Here is a 23,572-nt window from a genome sequence, read left to right on the forward strand (position 1 = left end):
AAATTCCTCCTATTCTAGTAAAAAAAGGCCAAACGGATGAGCGCCACATCCGACCGATCAAAAACCATTATTGATTCGTCATCCAACTCAATGGTAATCGTTTCCTTATCATAATCCGTCAATACGCCGACAAATTCTTTTTCTTTATTCAGTGCCTTGTATAATTTAATTTCCACGTCTTTTCCGATACTTCTCGCAAAATCCTTTTCTTTTTTCAAAGGCCGGTCAAGTCCCGGAGAGCTGACTTCAAAAATATAATTTTCAGAAATATAATCTTCCTTGTCCAGTATCTCTTCAAAAGCGCGGCTGATCAGTTCACAGTCATCCACTGTGATACCACCCTCTTTATCAATAAATACACGCAAATACCAGTTTGCACCTTCTTTGACCCATTCCACATCGACCAGTTCAAAATGATGTTCGTCGATCATCGGCTGAATCAATGCTTCCGTTCTGCTTTCATAATCTTTCTTTGCCAATTTGCTACCTCTCCTTGTTGCTCCAAAGCAGAGCTTTTTGTGGAAAAAATTTCCCTTAACACGTACAAAGAGTGGACTCACGTCCACTCTCTAGTTACATCATAATCTGTTATCCTAATTAATATATCACCAATCTGTTTAAAATGCAAGCCTTTTTCAACAATCATCTGTTCAATAGACCATCGGGATTGCCAAAGGTTCCAGGCTGGCCGTCACCTTCGTTACCGGGCCATTGACCTCGCCGTCACCGTGAATCAATTTTGGCCGGGAGGACAAAATCTCTATCTTTTTACAACGATACATATAAACTCCCGGCGCCCCCACATGCTTTCCTTTTAAAGCTTTCGGCAAAAGTAAGAATCGTTTAAAGACAGGTATTCCCGCCGCAATACAAACATGCAGGTATGCATCATCCACCCGGGCCTCCGGTGCAAACATGAAACCACCGCCCTCATAGTTTCCATTCAGACCACATAAGAAGAGAACTTTTTGAAATCGGTGGATTTCCTGACCATCCAGACGAATCTTTAATTTATCACAGGAACTGGTGACCAATAGTTTGACAGCCACACCCGTATAGGTGAATTTTCCTAACCCCAGGCGATTAAAGGCGGATTTAAACCGCAGCCGGTTTGCTCCGTCACAGACCGCCGCATCAAAACCAATGCCCATACTGCCGCCGAAATGACGCACTTTTCCATCATATTCGAGACGTCCCGGATGAAAATAAATCCTATGTTTTTCTGAAAGAATCCCCTGTAAAGCCTTACGCCAGTTGGACGATATACCAAGGCTTCGGGCAAAATCATTTCCTGAACCGATCGGAATAAAGGCAAAAGTCACCTCCGGATGGTCCCAAATGCCATCCATGACTTCTGAGATCGTTCCGTCGCCGCCCATAGCCACGATGATCTTTTCGGCACTGTCCAGATTTGTTCTTTTGCCCTGAATCGGCTTATTGCTTCGTTCCGCCGCTTTTCGTGCAAGTTCTGCAGCCTGTCCTTTTTTCTCCGTGAACAACACTTCATAGGCAAGACCTTTGCTGTTCATGAGATGACACACTTTTTGCCAGATTATCCGGCCTTTGCCGGACTTGGCGTTGGGATTGACAATAAAATAGTACATATGGGTTCCCCTTTATCCAATTTTTAAATCAAAGATGGAAAGCTGATTGCTCTCCGGCAGATCGCCGAGCAGCCCCAGTTCTCCCATCACATCCAGCGTACTCCGGCTGACCTTTGCCCGTCCCGCAATATCATCCTTCGATATAAATGGGCCGTCTTTCGCCGCCAGCGCCAGAGCCTCCGCAGCAATACCGCCCATGCCGTCGATAGATGAAAATGGCGGAAGCAGCTTGTCGCCAACAATGGTAAATTTGACAGCCTCCGACCTGTACAGATCAATCGGGAGGAAATCAAAACCTCTGGCATAAAATTCCTGAACAATTTTCATATCCCGGATGGTATCCTTTTCCTTTGCTGTCAGATTCGGATTGGACTTATAAAGTTTCAGATGCTTTTCCAGTTCTTCTTTCCCCCGGCACATCAGTTCATAATCAAAGGCTGTGGCACGAATCGTAAAGAAAGCCGCATAGTAAGCCAGCGGATAATGTATCTTAAACCAGGCAATACGGAAGCCCATCATAACATAGGCCACCGCATGGGCCTTCGGGAACATGTACTTAATCTTCTTACAGGACCATATATACCAGTCCGGTACATCGTGCTCCTTCATGGCCGCTTCGAATTCCGGCGTCAATCCCTTACCCTTACGGACACTCTCCATGATCTTAAAGGACAACTCGGATTCAACTCCTTTATTGATGAGATAAATCATAATGTCATCACGGGTACAGATTGCCGTAGAAATCTCCGCCTTACCTTCTTTGATCAGTGTCTGGGCATTATTCAGCCAAACGTCCGTACCATGGGACAGACCGGAAATACGCACCAGATCAGAAAAAGCCTTCGGCTTCGTATCCCGCAGCATCTGCATAACAAAGTCGGTTCCGAATTCCGGAATTCCCAGAGACCCCAGATCCGTCCCACCGATATCCTCCGGTTGAATATGTAAAGCATCCAGACCATGAAACAGTGACAGTACCTCCTGATCATCCAGAGAAATCGTCGTCGGGTCCACCCCGGTAATATCCTGAAGCATACGAATCATGGTCGGATCATCGTGTCCGAGAATATCCAGTTTCAACAGGTTGTGGTCAATGGAGTGATAATCGAAATGGGTCGTTATAGTATGGGTCGTCTGATCATTGGCCGGATGCTGTACCGGCGTAAAAGAATAAATTTCTTCGCCTAAAGGCACAACGATAATACCTCCCGGATGCTGTCCCGTTGTCCGCCGAACACCAACACAGCCCGAGGCCAGCCGAGTCAGCTCACAGCTCCGCTTCTCCATGTGATGATCTTCAAAATAACCTCGCGCATATCCATAGGCCGTCTTTTCCGCCAGCGTACCGATCGTTCCGGCCCGGAAGGTCTGGCCCTTACCAAAAATAACTTCTGTATAATCATGAGCCTTACTCTGATACTCACCCGAAAAATTCAGGTCAATATCCGGCTCCTTATTTCCTTTAAATCCAAGGAAGGTTTCAAAAGGAATGTCATGTCCCTCTTTTGAGAGAGGCGTTCCACATACCGGACATACTTTATCTTCCATGTCACAGCCGGAACGTCCTGAAAAACTTTTTACATAATCCGAATCAAAATCCACATATTTGCAGTTCGGGCAGAGATAGTGGGCCGGAAGCGAATTTACCTCCGTGATTCCGGCGGTAAAGGCCGCAAAGGATGATCCGACCGAACCACGGGAACCAACCAGATAGCCGTCGGCCACCGACTTCCACACCAATTTCTGGGCAATGATATACATGACCGCGAATCCATTGCCGATAATGGAATTCAGTTCTCTCTCCAGTCGTTCGACCACGATTTCCGGAAGATTCTCTCCGTAAAGCGCATGGGCTTTATCATAACAAATGGTTCTCAATGTCTTATCCGAATTCTCAATGACCGGCGGGCATTTGTCCGGCCGCACCGGAGAAATCCGCTCAATCTGATCCGCTATGTAATTCGTATTGGTAATAACAACCTCTTCCGCCTTTTCCGCACCAAGATACATGAATTCCTCCAGCATCTCTTCCGTTGTCCGAAAATAAATCGGCGGCTGCCTGTCCGCATCATCAAATCCCTTACCCGCCATGATAATCCGTCGATAAACCTCATCTTCCGGATTAATAAAATGCACGTCGCAGGTGGCACAGACCGGCTTATGAAATTGTTCGCCGAGACGGACAATCTTCCGATTCATCTCCATCAGATCTTCTTTGGACTGAATCTGTGGAATTTTCTCACTCTCAATCATAAAAAGGTTATTTCCGATGGGCTGTATTTCCAGATAATCGTAAAAACTGACGATCCGTGCAATCTCATCAGACGGCCGGTCATTTAACACAGCCTGATATAACTCGCCCGCCTCACAGGCCGAACCAATGATCAGACCCTCCCGGTATTTTGCCAGAACACTTTTTGGAATTCTTGGCCGTCTTGCATAATAATCCAGGTGGGACCAGGATACCAGGCGATAGAGATTAATCCGTCCGATATCGTTCTGAGCCAATATAATAATATGATAGGTTTTCAATTTTTTTATGGCATTAACTGACATCTGGCTCATCCCGTTTAATGTATCCAGATCCGTCACACCCATGCCCTTTAACCGGGCCACGAATTTTACAAATATATCTGCCGTGGACTCCGCATCCTCTACAGCCCGGTGGTGATTCTCCAGTGTCCCGCCGACAGCTTCCACCACCGTATCCAATTTATAATTCTTCAAATCCGGCAGCATGCTCCGGGCCATGGCCAGAGTGTCCACCACTGTAAACTTTCGGAGCAAATTCATCCTCCGGCAGTTTTCTTTAATAAAGCTCATGTCGAACTCTGCATTATGGGCTACCATAATACAGTCTTCTGAAAACGCCAGGAATTCCGGCAATATATCTTCAATGACAGCCGCATCCACCACCATACCATCATTGATACCCGTCAGCTTTTCAATTTCAAAAGGAATCGGCCGCTCCGGATTGACAAAAGTGCTGTAACGGTCCACAATCTCACCGTTTTCCACCTTTACCGCACCAATTTCAATGATTCGGTCATTAACTGCAGAGAATCCCGTCGTTTCAATATCAAAAACAACAAATTTACTGTCCAGGCTCTGGTTTTCCGATTCAAAAACTATGGGCTTTAAATCATCGACCAGATAACCTTCCACGCCGTAAATCGGCTTAAAATCCGTCCCTTCCACACAGTGATTGGCATCCGTAAAAGCCTGAACCACACCATGATCCGTGATCGCCATAGCCTTATGCCCCCAGGACATAGCCGTTTTAAGCATTGCCTTACAGTCGGCCACGCTGTCCATGTCACTCATTGTTGTATGTGCATGAAGCTCTACCCGTTTCACCGGGCTTAAATCCATCCGTTTCTTTGTGAAGTCAGGAATATTTTTAATGCCCGTCACCGAGTTTAATGCAATACCATGGTCATATTTATCCATGACTGCCATGGCTTTCATTCGAACGAACTTTCCCACCTTCAGATTTGAGAGAACCTGAGGTAAAAATTCATTTTTTGTAAATATTTTTGCTGTGATACTATCCGTAAAATCCGTCACAGCAAAAATAATAATCGTTTTTTCATTGCGGATTTCCCGCGTCTCCATCTGAATGATCTTTCCACGGACGATCACCTCTCCGATTTCGTCATTAATTTCTGAAATCGGTGTCTCATCGCCCTCAAAAGGACGGCCATAAAAGATATCCGGATCGATGATCTTTTTCTTGACGTAGGTATTTTCCTTCTTGAAATCCCGCGTCGGCTTCTGCTGCTCGGCAATTTTTTCTTCCTTCTGTTTAACTGCAGCTTCTGCTTCCGCATAGTTTTTGACAATCGTCTCAACTTCCCTCTGGAAGGTCTCTTCCGCATATTCAGCCTGCCGGCTTTTGCGCTCCCGGACATATTCAACTGAAATATCCACATAATATCCAAAACGATCCTGAAAAATCTTCAACAGCTTGCTTCGAATACACTCGATTTTCGAAGCCGTAATAAAATTATCCTCCACAGTGAGGACCATTCTCTGCGCATCGATAAATTCCTTTTTCGCTTTATGGAAAATATTCGCTTCCAGATCACTGGAATCTTTAAGCTCCGCCTCAAAGCTGTCAAAATAGATGGACATGAGCCGCTCCGGCGTATATTGCTCCGACAGTTCGTATCGATCGATAATATCCACATGGACATCCGTATTTTCAAACAGTTGTCCACGAATCTGATCTTCCAGTTTTCTTACTTCCTCATAGGAAATCAACCTCGGACTGCACAGATACACCCGAATCCTGTTTCTGGCCTGACTGGCCGTCACCTTTTCCACAGTCGCCTCCTCCAGTAAGTCCATCATTCCTTTATTCAGTTTCAGAACGGGAAAAACTTCAAAAAATGAAGCCGCCATGTCTATTCACTCCAGTTATCCAATGTATCCTTCAATGCCGCAAGCAGCTCGCTCTCCGGCACCTTTTTTACAATTTCACCTTTTCTTATAAGAAGGCCCTCGCCTTTTCCCCCGGCAATCCCCAGATCTGCCTCCTTCGCCTCGCCAGGACCGTTGACCACGCAGCCCATGACAGCCACTTTCAAATCCAGATCATAACCCTGAACCATATTTTCCACCTGATTTGCAAGGCCGATCAAATCAATCTGAGTTCTTCCACAGGTCGGACAGGAAACCACCTCGATACCGCCCTTCCGCAGGCCAAGAGTTCTTAAAATCAGCTTCGCTGACTTGATCTCTTCCACCGGATTCCCAGTCAGAGAGACACGAATCGTATTGCCGATACCTTCATTCAGCATAATACCAAGGCCCACCGCAGATTTGATATTACCTGAAATCAATGTTCCCGATTCGGTAATGCCCACATGCAGCGGATAATCCGTCTGTCTGGCAATCAATTCATGAGCTTTGATACACATCATGACATCCGATGATTTAATACTGATGACCATCTGGTCATAGTCATAATCTTCAATCATGCGTACCTTATCGAGAGCGCTCTCCACAATCCCCTCCGCCGTCACATGACCGCCGTACTTTTCAATCAGAGGCTTTTCCAGAGAACCACTGTTGACACCGACACGAATCGGCACATGATGGGCCTTTGCCATATCCACCACAGCCTTCACCCGGTCTGCCGAACCGATATTGCCCGGATTGATACGGATTTTATCCACACCATTCTCCATCGCCGCAATGGCCAGCCGATAATCAAAATGAATGTCTCCGACCAACGGTATATGAATTTGTTTTTTAATCGCTTTAATCGCTTCCGCCGCCTCCATCGTCGGCACGGCTACCCGGATAATGTCACAACCGGCTTCTTCTAAAGCCAGAATCTGAGCTACTGTACTTTTTACATCTTCTGTTTTTGTATTACACATGGACTGAATCGCAATGGGATTTTTCCCGCCGATACAACAGCCCCCGATTGAAATGACCTTTGTATTTTCACGAATCATGAAACACGCCTCCTCATGCCACTGTCCGAAAGCTACAGCAGCAGTCTCTGTATATCATTGTATAAAATAAATACCATCAGTACCATCAACAGTGCAAACCCAATCGTATGCACCCATCCCTCTTTCTCCGGCGGCAATGGTTTTCCCCGCACGGCTTCTACGATCAAAAACATAATCCGCCCGCCGTCCAGCGCCGGAATCGGCAGTAAATTGACAACACCCAGATTAGCGCTCAGCAAAATACAGATATTCATCATATTTAAGAGCACATCCAGCCAACCGTAGCTTTTCGCCTCCTGATAAGTGTCGTCGATCATGTCAACAATTCCCACAGGACCGGAAAGTTCATTGGCGGATACCTGACCTGTGATCAGCTTTCCAAGGCTACGGGCCGTCGTGGTAATCCAATAGCGCACTTCAAATACACTGTATTTTAATGTATCCAATATCCCTGTCCGCTCATAGGCTCCACCATAAATCTGAATTTTGTAAGTACCATCCGCACCCAATGCCGGAGTCACCGTCGTCCGGTATTCACTGCCGTTCCGCTCGAGAACCATTTCCATCGGCGCTCCGTCCGAATTCATCAGCACTTCGGTCCGAAATTCTTTATACATGTGGACCTTCCGCCCATTCACCTCTTTAATGATATCGCCATCACGTATACCCGCTTCCCAGGCAGGGCCGTCTGACTCAACCTTATAGACCGACGGTGTGTCATAACCGATGATGCCCACAAGAATCAATGCAAAAATAAAGGCCAGAATAAAGTTAAAAACCGGTCCGGCCACAATGACAGAAAATCGCTGCCATACGCTTTTGGAATTGAAGGAATTCTCTCCCGTCTCATCCGTATCCTCGCCGACCATGGCACAGGAACCTCCAAGCGGCAGCGCCTTCACCGCATAAACTGTCTCGCCCCGTTTAAAGCTGAACAGGATCGGCCCCATACCAAGGGCAAATTCAGTAACACCGACGCCGTTTTTCTTAGCCAGAAGAAAATGTCCAAATTCATGGAATAAAATAATAATACTGAATACAATCAGAGCTACAATAATTCCCAAACTACCACCTGCTTTCGATAAATTCATAAGCTGCCTTCTCCGTATCCAGAATCTCTTCCAGTGACGGAGATTTTATTGCAGTGTGTTTTTCCATAGCCTCCCCAATAATTTCCGGTATATCTAAAAACTTAATCTTTCTGTCTAAAAATTTCGCCACAGCCCGTTCATTCGCCGCATTAAAAACCGTCGTCATCGAACCGCCAATCTCCAGTGCTTCATAGGCCAGCTTAAGTCCTTTGAAAACTTCCAGGTCCGGCGCTTCAAAATGTAATGTTCCTAACTTAAACAGATCCAGCCATTCTCCGCTTAAAGGTTTTCTGTCCGGATAAAACAGCGCATACTGAATCGGAAGCCGCATATCCGGAGTGCCGAGCTGAGCGATGACCGCCGAGTCCTCAAATTCCACCGCCGAATGAACAACGCTCTCCGGATGGACAACGACCTGAATCTTATCCAGCCCCACATCAAAAAGCCAGCGGGCTTCGATGACTTCCAGACCCTTATTCACCATGGTCGCCGAATCAATGGTAATCTTACGTCCCATGACCCAGTTGGGATGTTTTAAAGCATCCTCCACCTGAACCGATGCCAGATCGTTAAGACTCTTTCCCCGGAACGGTCCGCCGGAAGCTGTCAATAATATTTTATGAATCTGTCCCCGGTTTTCTCCCTGTAAAGACTGGAAAATAGCCGAATGTTCACTGTCCACCGGCAGGATTTTGACGCCTCTTTCCTTTGCCAGCGGCATAATAAGATGCCCTGCCGTTACAAGTGTTTCTTTATTAGCAAGGGCAATATCCTTCCCCGCTTCAATAGCTGCAATGGTCGGACGAATACCAATCATACCGACCACCGCCGTCAGGACAATATCTGCCGATGGCTCTACAGCTGCTGTTAAAAGGCCGTCCATCCCGGCCAGCACTTCTACAGAAAGGTCACTGATCTTTTCTCTCAGTTCTTTTGCTTTATCCTCGCGGTAAACGACCGCCAGTTTTGGTTTGAATTCCCGAATCTGTTCTTCAAGTCTTTCGATATTCGATGCGGCAGCCAGAGCCGTCACCCGAAAATCATTTTTATAATGACGAACCACATCCAGAGTCTGAGTCCCAATGGAACCGGTAGACCCTAAAAGTACTATATTTTTCATCTGTTCCTACCTCACTTTTATGCACCAAAATAAATCGCCAGGAAATAGACGATCGGCGCTGTGAATAAAATGCTGTCAAACCGATCCAACACACCGCCGTGCCCCGGAATCAGCTTCCCATAGTCTTTGATTCCAGTATCCCGTTTAATAGCCGACGCCGTCAGGTCACCGACAACAGCAATGACTGCGCCAACGCCGCAGATAATACCGCAGGCAGCGACGGCATTGCTCAGGGACGACAAATGACTGCCTGCCAGAGCTCCATAGGCCATACCAAGCAGGACAGCGCCGACAATACCCCCGATCAATCCCTCTACACTCTTTTTGGGACTGAGCTTTGGTGTCATCTTATGCTTTCCGATCAGCATGCCCACACAATATGCACACGTATCATTTCCCCAGGCACTTAAAAATACCAAAGGAATAATGAACAGACCGTCGGGCAATTCCCGCACCTGATATAAATGCATCATCAATACCGGCACATAGATCAGGCCAAAAACGGAAAAAGCTATCTGATCTGCTTTAAACTTCGGAAAGGTAAACACATATACGGCACAAATGACAAGAAAGCCGGCGATAACAGCCATAAAGGGATCGCCCGTAAAATTTCCACCTGCTTTTTCGTGGAGAAGAATACAGTACACAGCCGTCGTTATACATCCAATCCATCCGGGAAGCATCCGCTCAATACGCATCGTTTTATAAAGTTCATACAAGCCCATGAGGGATAAAAGAGATACAACTAAAAACCATATATTGCCGCCGGCCATAATCGTCAGGAATGCCACAATGACTAAAACAATGCCGCTGGCCAATCGTGTCCAGAACATAGTATCCCCCCTTAAATACCGCCGAAACGACGTTCTCTTCCATTATATTGACGAATAGCACGGACTAATTCATTCCGATTAAAGTCGGGCCACAAAACTTCCATAAATACAAATTCTGTGTAAGCCAACTGCCAGAGCAGAAAATTCGACAATCGCTGTTCTCCGCTGGTCCGAATGAGCAGATCAGGATCTGGAATATCCCACGTATCCAGATAACTGTTGAACAGTTCTTCCGTCACTTCTTCCGATCTGATCTTTCCTGACTCCACATCTTTGGTCATGCGGACCATGGCCCGCCGCATCTCATCCCGGCTGCCATAATTGATAGCAATCGTAAAATTCAGGCCCGTATTTGCCGCCGAAACCCGCTCAAGTTCCTCAATGGATTCCCGGATGTCCTGACTCAGGCCTGTCTTATCACCGATCACCCGGACACGCATATTGTTCTTTGTCGTCCGTTTAATACAGTCCTTTAAATAGGAGCGGAGCAGCTTCATCAATGCATCCACTTCTTTCTGAGGCCGTTTCCAGTTCTCCGTAGAAAAAGCATACACTGTCAGATATTTAATTCCAAGATTCCAGGCATCCTCACAAATCTGCTCCACGGTCTTACTCCCCTGAGCATGTCCATAATTTCTCGGCATCATTCGTTTCTTAGCCCATCGGCCATTCCCATCCAGAATGATCGCCACATGATTCGGAACTTCCAAAAGTTCGCCATCAATTTCTCTCTGCATACTTCCATTCCTTTCCGGACACAAACAGTCATGAACAGGAAGAGGCTGCCGAAATCCGACAACCTCCCTCTCATCTTGTTTTATCCCAATGTGCTTATACAGTAAGCACTTCTTTTGTCTTTGTATCTACAGCCTTATCCACTTCGGTGATGAATTTATCTGTAAGCTTCTGAACAGCTTTCTCCAGATCATCTGCCTCATCTTCAGAAATTTCTTTTGCTTTACTCCATTTCTTTAAAGCATCATTCGCATCACGACGGATATTACGAACAGCAACCTTTGCCGCCTCGCCTTTTTTCTTAACATCCTTTGCCAGCTCTTTACGACGCTCCTCAGTAAGCTCAGGGAACACAAGGCGGATCGCTTTACCGTCATTGCTTGGTGTAATGCCGATATCAGAAGCCATGATTTCTTTTTCGATAGCTTTGATCAACTTGGATTCCCAAGGCTGGATTAAAATAACCCGCGCTTCCGGAACTGTAATATTCCCCACCTGCTGAATCGGTGTCGGTGTTCCATAATAGTCTACCACCAGTTTGTCCAGAACATGCGGATTTGCGCGTCCGGCACGGATGGAAATATAATCTCTCTCCAGGCTCTCCAATGTTTTTTTCATCTTTGTCTCATAAACTTGTATTCTTTCATCCATGTCTGATCATCCTCCCAAATTATTTATCATTCATCTACGGTCACATACGTACCGTTAAATTCACCATACAAGGTCTCTACAATGCTGTCCTTCTCATTCAGTCCGAAAACAACCATCGGCATATGATTCTCCAGACACATGATCGTGGCTGTCAGGTCGACAACCTGCAGTCTCTGGTCTACCACTTGCTGAATGCTGATCTCGTCATACTTCACCGCATCCGGATAAACCTTTGGATCCTTGTCATAAACGCCGTCGATCGCTTTAGCCAGCAAAATCGCATCGGCTTCAATCTCAACAGCTCTCAGCGTTGTTCCCGTATCCGTTGAAAAATATGGATGCCCTGTACCTCCGGCAAAGAAAACAACCTTTCCCTCGGAGAGTGCGTCCATGGCTTTATCCTTTGCAAACAGTTCGGTAAATGCACCACAGACAAAAGGTGTAAATACCTCGGTCGTCATTCCCAGTGTCCGAAAAATCTCCGAAACATAGATACAGTTCATCACCGTTCCGAGCATACCGATCTGATCCGATTTCGTTCGTTCGATAATCTTGCTGCTGTTTCGTCCTCTCCAGAAATTACCGCCGCCGATAACAATTGCGACCTGGGTACCTTTATCAACAATCTCTTTGACCTGACGTCCAACTTCCAGACACGTAGCCTCATCAAAGCCGAAACCTTTATCCCCCGAAAGAGCTTCCCCACTCAATTTTAATAAAATACGTTTCATGTTTTTCATTTTAAACACCTCATAAATAATCTACCATAAAATATCCATTTTTTCTACTATTATTTTATCTCTCCATCTAACTCACCGGATTTTTTAAGATTTATCCTTGAAACTCCACCGAATATGAGCTAAATTCAGCTTTATTATATCATCTTCTCAACTGTCAGTGCGAATGGAATTCCTTATGGTGTTCCGGTAAATTATATCTATTTCAATCAACGTATTTATTTTCACTGTGCCAAAAATGCAGGTCTTAAATTGAAAAATATCGGGAATAATGCGAATGTCTGCTTCACTGTTATCGGGAATATGTAGAGAAATCTGCTTTCAAAACAGACATTGTAGAAATAAGCATTGAATCCATTACCGGCAAAGGACGAAAATAACGAAAAAACTGTATTTTTATGTATTTTTTTTGGTACATTTTTAACAATCATTGAATATTTCGCCAATATCTGGTAAGCTAGACTATACCCTAAATATTAGGGAATTATAACAATTTCATATTTTTAGCAAGGGGGAAATTATTATGGAAAACTTCCTTATGATCGTTCCTGTCATCGGAATCCTCGCCCTCCTTTTTGCCATTGCAACATCTGCATCCATCGGCAAAAAAGACGCAGGAAATGACCGTATGAAGGAGATCGCAGGAGCCATCGCCGAAGGTGCAAGAGCCTTCCTTATGTCCGAATACAAAGTGCTCCTGATCTTTGTTGTTGTCATGTTTGTTGTCATCGGAATTGGTCTGTCCAACTGGATGACTGCCATCTGCTTCCTTGTCGGCAGTATTTTTTCGGTTCTTGCCGGTTATCTCGGTATGGGCGCTGCGACAAAAGCAAATGTGCGCACAACAAGCGCAGCCATGAACTCCGGTATGAATGCCGCTCTTTCCGTTGCATTCTCCGGTGGTAGTGTTATGGGTCTTGCCGTTGTCGGTCTTGGCCTTTTCGGTATCAGTATCATTTATGTACTTACCGGAAATGCAGATATCCTTTTCGGATTCAGTTTAGGTGCTTCTTCCATCGCTCTGTTTGCCCGTGTCGGCGGCGGTATTTATACAAAAGCTGCGGACGTTGGTGCTGACCTTGTTGGTAAAGTAGAAGCCGGAATCCCTGAAGATGACCCGAGAAACCCTGCAGTTATCGCCGATAACGTTGGTGATAACGTTGGTGACGTTGCCGGTATGGGTGCCGACCTTTTTGAATCCTATGTTGGTTCCATTATTTCCGCAATGACTCTCGGTTTGACTTACTACGATCAGACCGGCGTATTGTTCCCATTACTTCTGGCTGCCAGCGGTGTTGTTGCCGCAATTATCGGTACTTTTGTTGTTAAGGCCGGTAATGCAACAAACCCACATGCTGCTCTGAAACGTGGTGAATACGGCGCTACTGCAATCGTTATCATTATTACGATCATTTTAAGTAAGACCATGTTCGGCAACTTTAGTATAGCCCTGGCTGTTATCGCGGGACTTCTTGTCGGTGTATTGATCGGTGTCGTTACCGAAATCTATACTTCCGATGAATATCGTTTTGTTAAAAAGATTGCTCAACAGTCTGAAACAGGTTCTGCCACAACCATCATCAGCGGTCTTGCTGTTGGTATGCAGTCCACTGTTGTTCCGATTTTATTAATTTGCGTTGGTATCTTCATTTCTTACGAACTGGTTGGCCTTTACGGTATTGCTTTGGCAGCCGTTGGTATGCTGTCCACAACAGGTATTACTGTTGCCATCGACGCTTACGGTCCAATCGCGGATAACGCCGGCGGTATCGCTGAAATGTCCGGTCTGGATGAATCTGTTCGTGATATCACAGATAAACTTGACTCTGTAGGTAACACAACAGCTGCTATGGGTAAAGGTTTCGCTATCGGTTCCGCTGCTTTAACAGCACTGGCACTGTTCGTATCCTACTCTGAAGCTGTAAAATTAACTGCCATCAACGTACTTGACGCCCGTGTTGTTATCGGTGTCTTCATCGGTGGTACATTGACCTTCCTCTTCTCCGCTCTGACTATGGAATCCGTTTCCAAAGCAGCGTACAAGATGATTGAAGAGGTTCGTCGTCAGTTCCGTGAAAAACCAGGTATCCTGAAAGGTACAGACCGCCCGGACTATACAACCTGCGTTGCTATTTCTACTCAGGCTTCCCTGAAAGAAATGTACGTACCAGGTATCATGGCTGTTCTTGTACCAATCATCATTGGTGTGCTTCTTGGAGTTGAAGCCCTCGGCGGACTTCTCGTCGGTGCCCTGATCACTGGTGTTCTTATGGCCATCTTCATGTCCAACTCTGGTGGTGCATGGGATAACGCCAAGAAATATATCGAAGGCGGCCATCACGGCGGCAAAGGAAGCGAAGCGCATAAAGCAGCCGTTGTTGGCGATACAGTCGGCGACCCATTCAAAGATACTTCAGGACCATCCATCAACATCCTGATCAAATTGATGACCATCGTTGCACTTGTATTCGCACCACTCTTCCTTCAGATTGGCGGATTACTGTAATTGTAAAAATTTTCAGGCCGGGAAAATTTGTTTCCCGGCCTATCTTGTATTTATTTCCATTATGATCGTCACTCCTGATGATTACTCTAAGTCAATCCGTTCCCGTACATATCTTTCGAATTTCTCTCTTTCCTCTTTTTGACAATAAATGACCAGTTCATTGTCCACCTGCCTTTTTAACTTTAGTACAACACCTTCCCCTTTTTCGGAATCCATTATTTTTCGAATCATTGACCACTCAACAAATCCCTGATGAGTGATAATCCCTTTTGCGCAAATCTTGTAAGGCAGTGTTGAAAAAACAGCCATAGCTATCATTTCGATGGCCAGAACACATGATGTGATCATCCGAAAAATGTCAATGTCCGTCAACCTAAAAAGTCTTGAAGAAAAAAAGCATCCCACAACTATGTACATTGCACAATTACGGATATTACGCTCGGATGACTGTTTTAAAACCCATATAATATCGCCTGAAATTTCTTCGGCTACATAATATTTCTTCGCTCTCCAAATCATCAGGCAGGCTACGACCCCAACCAACAGGACATGTAAAGCTATTAATAAAATTATTGATGTGGTGCTTAATCCTTCGAACATCTGTATCCCCCCCCAATTATCCGTTCAAATCGAATATCCCCTGTCGGACGCTAACGCATTTCTCCCATTTGACGCATCAAAAACTCACATTCCTCATAATCTGATGCCCTGACGTAAATTTCATAGGTCGTCTGATATTCGGATAACTGTCCCAAACTTCCCCGACCTCTGGCCTGTCCGCCTCTGGCGTGCCATCTTTTTTCTTCATAAGGAATTTTATTTTTCGACAAAAGTTTTATAATTTTATTTTTTTCTTCCTTTGAGTAGCCTATATATATAGCTCTTCGATTAAAAACTGTAATCATCCTTTATACAGTCCTCCCTCCATGTTTTATTATTTCACTGATAATTCTGATTAATTTTATTATAATATATATATTGTCAGAAAACAACATGGTGGCCATCAACGACACGTTTCAGGCCACCACTTTTTAAAATTTATTTTTCTTTATTAATAAATCATATATCTGTTCAGCGTCAGATTCGGGAGTTTCTTCCAATATATTTATGATTTTTTCGACAAATGTTACCTCTTCTTCCAGCATATCCGCTATAACTTCCGCTGAAAGACCTTTGTTTGCTTTTTTCTGAACCTTACAAATTCGCTCCAAAAATGCACCACGCTGCAGCCCCTGCTATATTCCCTGCTGTATTCCTTGTTGTATACCCTGCTGTATTCCTTCTTTCCTGCCTTCTTGCAGTCCCTCCTGCCAGCCATCTTCCTTGGCAGCTTCCCTTTCCTGCCGGATATGTAAAGCTTCATTATATTCGTAAATACTCACTTTCAACACCTCCGCTCTGTTCTTCCTCAGGAATTCTGCCAATATATCCTCATCAATACATGTTCTGATTGATTTTTCGACCGCTTCGTTCAACGACATCTGATGGCTGTATTCCCGAATCCGTGAGACAAAAATCATATAATCTTTTAAGGTTTTACATTTTTCCATCAATCCATCATTATATCCCGGATTGATGTTCAACACCAACACTTTGAGCTCCAGATCGACAGTTCCGGATTTCGTTTCATAAGCATCCGAAAGCCGAAGCTCGCTGCGTTCCGGAAGATCATCCATACCGTTATAAAATACGACAAATTTCGGTTCCGGAATCTTAACAAGTTTCGAACCATAAAGGTTCATCCTGGCCGTTAATTTAGAATAGATATCCGACACATAAAATAAATCCCGTAAAGGCATATTCGGATTATCCGTAGACTGATGCTCATATAAAGCCAACTGGTCATAGATCAAAAACGATATATCATTTTTCAATCCCATATAGATGGCATTTTCCAGTGTCGTGACCACTAAATCCTCCGGATTTGTATAGGCTGTCCCGTTCATTGCATTATACAATTCCAGAAATTCTTTCTTGTCCCTGAAAATCATCCGGAATACCCGGTCTTTGTGACTGACCAGCGCATTTGGCATCTCGTCTTCAATTCCCATAATGGTTCTCTTCATCCAATGTCCTCCTTCGATACTCTTGGGAGGACACCGCCATTCCGGAATCCTCCCTGCACTTTTTATTGTCTGCATTGAAAATTTCCAGAATGAAAGAGCCGCTGCCACGGCCTCTGGTTTATCTTATGTATGTTATGATTATAGCATTTCCTGAAATTTCTGTCACTTATTTTTAATCCTTTTTAGTTCTCCCATCTCCATTTCATAGACTTCATCACAGAGAATATCAATATCTTCTCTATTGTGGCTGGCCAGTAAGATGAGTTTCCCTTCTTTTTTCAAGTTGAGAAACAATTCCCTCATCTCTTCCACCCCCTTATGATCCAGGCCATTCATTGGCTCGTCCAGTATTAGAATTTCCTGATTTTCCATGATGGCCTGAGCGATAGCCAGGCGCTGTTTCATTCCCATAGAATAATTACCGACTTTCTTTTTCGAATCAGGACTCAATCCCACCTTCTCCATTATATTTTTTAGATGTGCTGTGTCCTTCCCATGCTTTATCCGATATAAAATATCCAGATTCCGCTGGCCGCTGGCATTTTTTAAAAATGAGGGTTCCTCGATAATGATTCCGGCCCCGGTCAAAATTGCTCCCTTTTTACTTCTCTTTGTTCCATCAATGATGATTTCCCCCTCATCCAGATTCATGAACCCGCAAATACACTTAAAAAGTACTGTCTTCCCCGAACCGTTGTGTCCGACGATTCCATAAATATGTCCGGATGCGCATTGAATCGATACATCTCTTAATACCTGCTGCTCTCCAAAACATTTCACACCATTTTTCACTTCAATCGTTCTCATCATTTATTCCTCATTACTCCATTTTAAATCAACAGTTCTCAGCTTAAACAGCGCGGCAAGGCTGAATATCACACATAAGATTATGTAAGCCGATAATATGAATTTTAATGACGGCAGCCTTGGTATTCCGTATCTGAATTGCCCTATTTCTGAAATACGTGTCCAGGATATGGGCGAAAAATGGGTAGCCAACGGTAGCCATACGCCACCATAATTATCCAGCATAATGGGAAGGATGACCCAAATACTTGAAATAAACAGCGCCGTCATCCGACCAAACCAGAGGCTCAATGCGAACATTAACAACCCTACACAACTTCCGGCCAGCCATAAGATCAACATCGTTAATATCATCATTTGTAAAGGAGATTTTTGTCCGATAATATCATAACTAAACCCCATTGAAATATGATATTCTTTTCCCGCATTTGTCCGTGATAATGTATAAATAACATTTCCCCATCCCGAATCCAGGCATATATACGGAAGCATTACAACAATACTCACCAAAAAGCTCTGTATATTATATACAAAACTGCTTATCAGAATTTTTTCAATCTGAACAACTCCCCATTTTACTCGTCCGCAACGTATCATTTGATACATAGTATTTCCCTGAATAAAGGGCGCATCGGAAAAGAAATAAATATACAGTGCAAAATAAATCAGGTTATAAAAATATAAAGATACTAAAAAAGGAAAAAACCAGGGCGTGACCGAATATCCTGTCAAATAAGAAAACCTTCTTAATGTCACGGTATTTAAAATGCACATAAATCCAATGAGGATGATCACTGCCAGATATCTTGTAGTAAAAAGCTTTCTTTTAGCTTCCATAAAGGGATAATACAAAAACAACCATATGTCGCTCACAGTCCCAACCTCCTTTTCATCCTTTCTATGATCAGTTTCGTCAATATCAGAAACAGTACCGCTGTCGCAGCAAGCATTATAAAAAATGAAAGTTCTTCACTGTCGCATACCGTATACCACGGGTCATATATATACCCAAAACTATAGAATCCAGAAATTATTTCTGAAAGATAGCATAAAATATAGTAACTGATCACAGGCAGTGAAAGGGTAAGAAGACGATTTGCAATATATAAAGACACAACTGTACAGACCATTGCCAATATTCCCGTCAAAAGACCCAGTTGAACGCTGCACAAAAATATATGTGTAACGTATTTCTGTTTCAAAATAAACGCATCAAACATTCCGCCCCACATATGCCCTTCGGATATCCACGGCGCCTCAGGATATCGTATTTTAAGAATGAAAAGGTACAAGCCCGTGCCCAAAACCATTGTCAAAACTGCTGAAAAAAATACCGCGGTCGACTTTGAAGCCCCATAATAACTTGTTTTTCCCCGAATGATCAACAATTGGAAAAACCGACATTCTATATCCTGACACATACTGTCTCCATAGGGCACAATACAAAAAATATAGGCCAGCAATACCTGCATTTGCATAATATTATAATGATAGACGCTCACGATAGAGTAGGTATTCATCGGCTTAAATCCAAATAAATAAAAGGTTAAAGCCACACCAACGACTGACGCCGCAAATTTCCAGGAAACCAGCGCTCGCTTCAAATCTGAAAATACATATTTAATCAATAACTTTCCCTCGCTTTACCTACGAAATAATTTCTCCGGTTTCAGCATCGATGACACTTTGCAGAGGTGTTCGATTCTCTCATCCCCTGCTCTTAAAAGTGCCGGAAACCTTGAATTTTCAAGGATTCCGGCGTTTTTCATTTTCTGAAAAATTCCTATGTAGTCAAGCATGTAGTCAAACAGGAATCATTCCTAAAATGAGATAGCATTTTCAATCTGCTTTTCTTTATTTTTCGTTGTTTTGTTGCTGAAATAATATAACTTTTTTGTTGTGCTGATGTCGCTGTGTCCCATTTGTTCTGTGATAAATCCCTCGTCCACGTTGCTGTCAATCAATGTAGTACCATAGGTCTTTCGTATTTTGTGCATTGTTCTGTGAGGGATATTTAACTTTTTGCATATTTGGGATAAACGCTTATTGAACGTATTTCCTCTGATACGTTTACCATTACGTTCAAATAAATATGTTCCGTTATGGTTTAATGCCAGTATTTGATTTATCGTTTCTGTTGCAGTTGTAGGAATAATCAAATCACGGTTTCCGGCATCTGTTTTCGCATGTTCTTTCACAGCTACAACCCACTTGTCATTTTCATCCCGGTATTTATCTTCCGTACGTCTGATTTTAATAATACGTCCAGAAAAATCTCCTGCTTTTAAGGTACTTAATTCCCCTACTCGTAACCCTGTCTGAAAAGCAAGCAATATTCCAAGGTTATAAATATCCGGGTTACGCTTCAAATAATTGATTACAAGAGGGATTTCATTTTCCATGAATACTTCTTTTTGCTTATCGACAATTCTTCTTTTAAAGAGATTATTGGGAAGTTCCAAGTCTCCGAAAAATTCTGTTATGCTGATAGAAGTATATTTTTTCTTCTTGCCATATTTAAAAATACCTCTAATCAATGTACGAAGTCCGGCATAGGCTTTTCTAGTCAGTCCTAAATCACGAATGGTAGTTTTAATAAAGATTTCTAAGTCATCCTCATTGATATTTTTAAACTTCTTTTTGGAGATTGGAATATTTGTATAATGAAAAAATCTTTTGTAGTCATTTACATAACGGTCATAAGACGCTTTTTGTATTTCTCCAAAATCCAGTTTCCGGTCAATCCATTCATAGAACACGTTTTCAATGTAGATTTCTTCTTGTAATGCCTTATAAAAATCTACAATGACATTTTCCAATTCCTCAAGAGAATTTCTTCGTCTGAAAAGCCGAGTACCGTCCGGGTTGGGTAAATAGGTAGAAAAAATTTCTTTTCCCGATTTATCAGTTGTAGTTGTTATTGAATAAACATGCTGTGCAAGTATTTCTTTTCTTTCCATAATTGCCATATCATTCAGCATGGTATCTAAAGAGATTATACCTGTCTGGACTGCATAATTCAACAGTTCAGAATCATCGTAAACGGTTGCTTTTGTCATAAAGTGTACTGATGTGATAAGGGTATCGTTCTAATCTCTTTTTACTTTATATTTCATCTTTTCTAAAATCCATATTCATTTATTTACAATTCTATATTTCATAATCTAATACGTTTATGTTAGACACTAATACTCACTATCAAAAATTCTCCTTTCTTCTTCCCTCAAAAGGAAAGATTTTTTATAGTCCTCATATATCCGTTGTTGTTCTTCGTTCATCTGCCCCCGTTCTACTAACTGCCGGATGTAATCTCTGTTATCCAGTTTCCCAATTTTATCCATTAGTTTTAATGAGGGCGAAACTGCTACGTTCAGCCACCGCCATGTCCGTTCCAGAGTTTTTTTCTCTGGATTCATGGTCAGCTTTATCTTCCCTACATCCTGCATGAGTTCTTCCCACGGGGGATAAGTAGGATAGAGCCGTTTCCTTGTAATCATATTGTTTTCCGGCTTCTGTAAGAAACGTACTTTCTCGTTTAATACGGACAATGCAATCCGTGCCACATCCCTGTCTTTCAGAACTTCTTCTACTAATCTGCCCGCTTTTTTGTGCCGGAATCGGAGTTCATATCTGTTCCAGTCCGGGTTGAGTTCTTTTCCGAACTTTTCTGCCTGTTCATATCCCTTTTCATAGAATATAATTCGAAAATCACTGTGTTTACTGCCGAGATAGAGCGTTTTCCCCTGTGCTTCTATTTCATCTTCTTTCAGCTTATCGGAACGGTTCTCTGATGTGTCACGCAACTGACTGGATATCAGCCCCTCATTTTTCAGTCGAATCAATTCCGGGATAGACAGGTAAGGCTTTCTATCGTCGATTGCCAAGTCTATCCGTGGGAAATTCACCGGGTATCTGCAAACTCTTTCCAGAAAGTCAAACCATGTTTCCCTGTTCAGTAAAAGAAAATCTTCATAATTCCTGCATCCCGAACCACTCATAAGAATCTGGAATCCCTCATACTGTGCATTTCCTGTCGGTTTCAGAATCTTGATATTGTCAAATCTTGCTATCAGTTCGTGCCCGGCAATTCCTTTTTCCTTACCATGCAGTTCCATAAAACTCAGTGGAATCCGCAGGATATCTTCTATAATTGTGAACACGTCTGCACCTTTGACGGTAATCTGACACCAGTCAATCAGTGCTGTCAAATCTTCTTTCTGACGAGTTACCCCCCTGTTAGTATAGGGGGGGTCTGAAATTTTCATTATTTCCGTTATTATTATCCCTGCCTTTCCTAGTCTGCCGTGGCTTTCGCCACGTTCCCGGAACTTCCTCTGCTCCCTTTGCTCCTTTCACGCTGTACGGAGCAGTCCGCAGAGAATGTCCGGGAACAGCCTTTACACGTTTCCTTTTCCGGCAACAGTGCGGATACCCTTACAGGTGATTCTGTCCACTAATACCGGGAAGTTTCCCCTCTGCACATAAGGGGCATATAACGGTTCTTCCAGTTCTACCACAGTATAAGGCTCTACCTTGGGAAGTTCCGTTGCTTCCAGACGGATATCTACGCTGTTTCCAAGTTTCATGCTTCCGAGATGAAGTTTCAATGCTTCCACTTCCTCAGTTTTCTTCCGGGTTTCCTTATCATACTTGTAGCAGTAGTCTGCTCCCATGTAACGGAGTTCCCCGAACGCTTCTCTGACCTGTTCTTTTGTCAATGTAATCTGCATTCTGCATTTCTCCTTTTTTGAAATCATGGTGAATGAGTGTCCGGTAAGTGTGACAAGTCCTTTTCATATCCACATCTATATTTATTTCATTACTTTTCTCCTTACCTCTTAACCTCATCATAGACCTGTTTTTTCCTCTTGTCAACAATTATTTTACTTTTTCCCTTACTTTTTTATTTTTGTATTTCAAACGCTTAACCATATCTTTTTGTAACTCATTATAATTTCACCCTTACATTTATCCTTATCTTATGTTATGATGAGAACAGAAACGAGGTGTGCATATGTTTGTAAATAAAGAAGCAGTAGGAAAACGGATTTTGCAGATACGCAAGAAATACGGTTACAGTATGCAGAAGTTTGGGGAAATCATAGATAATGCCCCGAAAGGCTCTGTAAACAGTTGGGAAAAGGGTGTGAATCTCCCCAATGAGAAACGCTTGAAGCAGATTGCCACGTTGGGAAATATGACACTTAACGAACTTCTGTATGGTTCATTCAAAGAATATGTAGATATGCTTATCACAGAAAAACTGGGGATTGAACTGCCGGAAGAATTTACTAAAACTTTTTATCCCCTTTTAGAACAGAAAGGCTTTACCTACGGGGATGATATCGAGATTGTCCGGCTTGTAAACGGCTTTCTGACTTATCATAACCTTACAACAAAAGAAACTGCCATTTTCTATCAGCCGACTGCATACTCCGGCGATTATTTTGACGGTATCATACAAAAAGCGGATTCTTCCATTCTAGTCTGCCGGGCATATGCAGATAAGGCAAATAACACCTTACATATCATTCCGGCTTTTGAGAATGGACAGACAGCGGAAGTAGCAGACTTTTTTCATGCACTGGAAAAAATAACTGTTCCACACAGCAATAATTACTTCACTTCCGGCTTTCTGACACTCGGACTGGCATTAAGAGATTCCAAAGTGATTGTCTATGGAATTGACGTGAAACAGGGAACAGCACAGGTTATCCCCTACGAATATGATTGCGAATCAGACGCTTATATCCAGAATGAACATCTGACATATAACAGACAGGACAGCTTTCTCCGGGAAGCTACGAAAGAAGCAGTCTATCGGAAAATGCAATCCGACCAAAAATAACCCATAGAATAAACGGGGCCGTCGCATTAATGATTGAATAAATCATAGATGCGGCGGCCTCTTTGTGCTCATTTTAAGGAAAATCCCTTGAATAATAAGACGTTATTTG

The 23,572-nt window shown here is 43.3% G+C and carries 22 protein-coding genes; 2 read left to right on the plus strand and 20 right to left on the minus strand.

Annotation, left to right across the window (positions count from 1 at the left end):
* Positions 1-14: 14 nt before the first annotated feature.
* From rimP to pyrH, 10 genes are all read right to left on the minus strand, one after another.
* Complete coding sequence (gene rimP / locus EV212_RS09580) at positions 15-479, minus strand: ribosome maturation factor RimP (RefSeq protein WP_132092406.1); 465 nt, start codon at positions 477-479, stop codon at positions 15-17.
* Between the two features lie 171 nt (positions 480-650).
* Complete coding sequence (locus EV212_RS09585) at positions 651-1,604, minus strand: diacylglycerol/lipid kinase family protein (protein ID WP_132092409.1); 954 nt, start codon at positions 1,602-1,604, stop codon at positions 651-653.
* Between the two features lie 12 nt (positions 1,605-1,616).
* Entirely contained in the window at positions 1,617-6,008 is a 4,392-nt protein-coding gene (locus EV212_RS09590; RefSeq protein ID WP_132092412.1) for a PolC-type DNA polymerase III, read from the minus strand.
* A gap of 2 nt (positions 6,009-6,010) precedes the next feature.
* A complete protein-coding gene (gene ispG / locus EV212_RS09595; RefSeq protein ID WP_132092415.1) occupies positions 6,011-7,069 on the minus strand; it encodes a flavodoxin-dependent (E)-4-hydroxy-3-methylbut-2-enyl-diphosphate synthase in 1,059 nt (352 codons plus the stop codon).
* 32 nt (positions 7,070-7,101) lie between these two features.
* Positions 7,102-8,160: an RIP metalloprotease RseP gene (rseP, locus tag EV212_RS09600; RefSeq protein ID WP_306812250.1), complete on the minus strand. Its 1,059-nt coding sequence runs from the start codon at positions 8,158-8,160 to the stop codon at positions 7,102-7,104.
* Positions 8,135-9,280: a 1-deoxy-D-xylulose-5-phosphate reductoisomerase gene (locus tag EV212_RS09605; RefSeq protein WP_132092418.1), complete on the minus strand. Its 1,146-nt coding sequence runs from the start codon at positions 9,278-9,280 to the stop codon at positions 8,135-8,137. The genes rseP and EV212_RS09605 overlap by 26 nt, the downstream gene beginning before the upstream one ends.
* A gap of 17 nt (positions 9,281-9,297) precedes the next feature.
* Positions 9,298-10,113: a phosphatidate cytidylyltransferase gene (locus tag EV212_RS09610; protein ID WP_132092420.1), complete on the minus strand. Its 816-nt coding sequence runs from the start codon at positions 10,111-10,113 to the stop codon at positions 9,298-9,300.
* An 11-nt stretch (positions 10,114-10,124) separates the two neighbouring features.
* A complete protein-coding gene (locus EV212_RS09615) occupies positions 10,125-10,850 on the minus strand; it encodes an isoprenyl transferase (RefSeq protein WP_207669096.1) in 726 nt (241 codons plus the stop codon).
* A gap of 94 nt (positions 10,851-10,944) precedes the next feature.
* Complete coding sequence (frr, locus tag EV212_RS09620; RefSeq protein WP_132092423.1) at positions 10,945-11,499, minus strand: ribosome recycling factor; 555 nt, start codon at positions 11,497-11,499, stop codon at positions 10,945-10,947.
* A gap of 26 nt (positions 11,500-11,525) precedes the next feature.
* Complete coding sequence (gene pyrH / locus EV212_RS09625) at positions 11,526-12,230, minus strand: UMP kinase (protein WP_132092471.1); 705 nt, start codon at positions 12,228-12,230, stop codon at positions 11,526-11,528.
* A gap of 529 nt (positions 12,231-12,759) precedes the next feature.
* Here pyrH and EV212_RS09635 point away from each other — a divergent pair.
* Positions 12,760-14,742, plus strand: a complete 1,983-nt coding sequence (locus EV212_RS09635) for a sodium-translocating pyrophosphatase (RefSeq protein ID WP_132092426.1) — start codon at positions 12,760-12,762, stop codon at positions 14,740-14,742.
* An 81-nt stretch (positions 14,743-14,823) separates the two neighbouring features.
* On the opposite strand, the gene EV212_RS09640 is transcribed toward EV212_RS09635, so the two are convergent.
* The 10 genes from EV212_RS09640 to EV212_RS09685 form a co-directional block, all read right to left on the minus strand.
* Positions 14,824-15,342, minus strand: a complete 519-nt coding sequence (locus EV212_RS09640; protein ID WP_132092429.1) for a hypothetical protein — start codon at positions 15,340-15,342, stop codon at positions 14,824-14,826.
* Positions 15,343-15,392: 50 nt separating this feature from the next.
* Positions 15,393-15,572, minus strand: coding sequence for a hypothetical protein (locus tag EV212_RS09645; protein WP_207669097.1), 180 nt, complete (start codon positions 15,570-15,572; stop codon positions 15,393-15,395).
* A 201-nt stretch (positions 15,573-15,773) separates the two neighbouring features.
* Positions 15,774-15,953 (minus strand): hypothetical protein, encoded by a 180-nt coding sequence (locus EV212_RS09650; RefSeq protein WP_132092435.1) that lies wholly within the window; start codon positions 15,951-15,953, stop codon positions 15,774-15,776.
* Between the two features lie 24 nt (positions 15,954-15,977).
* Entirely contained in the window at positions 15,978-16,808 is an 831-nt protein-coding gene (locus EV212_RS09655; protein ID WP_132092438.1) for a hypothetical protein, read from the minus strand.
* Between the two features lie 162 nt (positions 16,809-16,970).
* Positions 16,971-17,618 carry an ATP-binding cassette domain-containing protein gene (locus EV212_RS09660; RefSeq protein WP_132092441.1) on the minus strand — a complete coding sequence of 216 codons (648 nt, stop codon included), beginning with the start codon at positions 17,616-17,618 and terminating at the stop codon, positions 16,971-16,973.
* Positions 17,619-18,488 (minus strand): hypothetical protein, encoded by an 870-nt coding sequence (locus EV212_RS09665; RefSeq protein ID WP_132092444.1) that lies wholly within the window; start codon positions 18,486-18,488, stop codon positions 17,619-17,621.
* On the minus strand, positions 18,485-19,243 hold the full coding sequence (locus EV212_RS09670; protein ID WP_132092447.1) for a hypothetical protein: 759 nt from the start codon (positions 19,241-19,243) through the stop codon (positions 18,485-18,487). The genes EV212_RS09665 and EV212_RS09670 overlap by 4 nt, the downstream gene beginning before the upstream one ends.
* A gap of 192 nt (positions 19,244-19,435) precedes the next feature.
* Complete coding sequence (locus tag EV212_RS09675) at positions 19,436-20,674, minus strand: tyrosine-type recombinase/integrase (RefSeq protein WP_005335404.1); 1,239 nt, start codon at positions 20,672-20,674, stop codon at positions 19,436-19,438.
* 126 nt (positions 20,675-20,800) lie between these two features.
* Complete coding sequence (locus tag EV212_RS09680; RefSeq protein WP_132092450.1) at positions 20,801-21,880, minus strand: replication initiation factor domain-containing protein; 1,080 nt, start codon at positions 21,878-21,880, stop codon at positions 20,801-20,803.
* A gap of 132 nt (positions 21,881-22,012) precedes the next feature.
* Complete coding sequence (locus tag EV212_RS09685; protein ID WP_040015648.1) at positions 22,013-22,345, minus strand: hypothetical protein; 333 nt, start codon at positions 22,343-22,345, stop codon at positions 22,013-22,015.
* A 284-nt stretch (positions 22,346-22,629) separates the two neighbouring features.
* Here EV212_RS09685 and EV212_RS09690 point away from each other — a divergent pair, with 284 nt between their 5' ends.
* Entirely contained in the window at positions 22,630-23,463 is an 834-nt protein-coding gene (locus EV212_RS09690) for a helix-turn-helix domain-containing protein (RefSeq protein ID WP_005335408.1), read from the plus strand.
* Positions 23,464-23,572 lie beyond the last annotated feature (109 nt).

Origin of the sequence: Frisingicoccus caecimuris (genome assembly GCF_004340975.1) — a bacterium.
GTDB lineage: Bacteria > Bacillota > Clostridia > Lachnospirales > Lachnospiraceae > Frisingicoccus > Frisingicoccus caecimuris.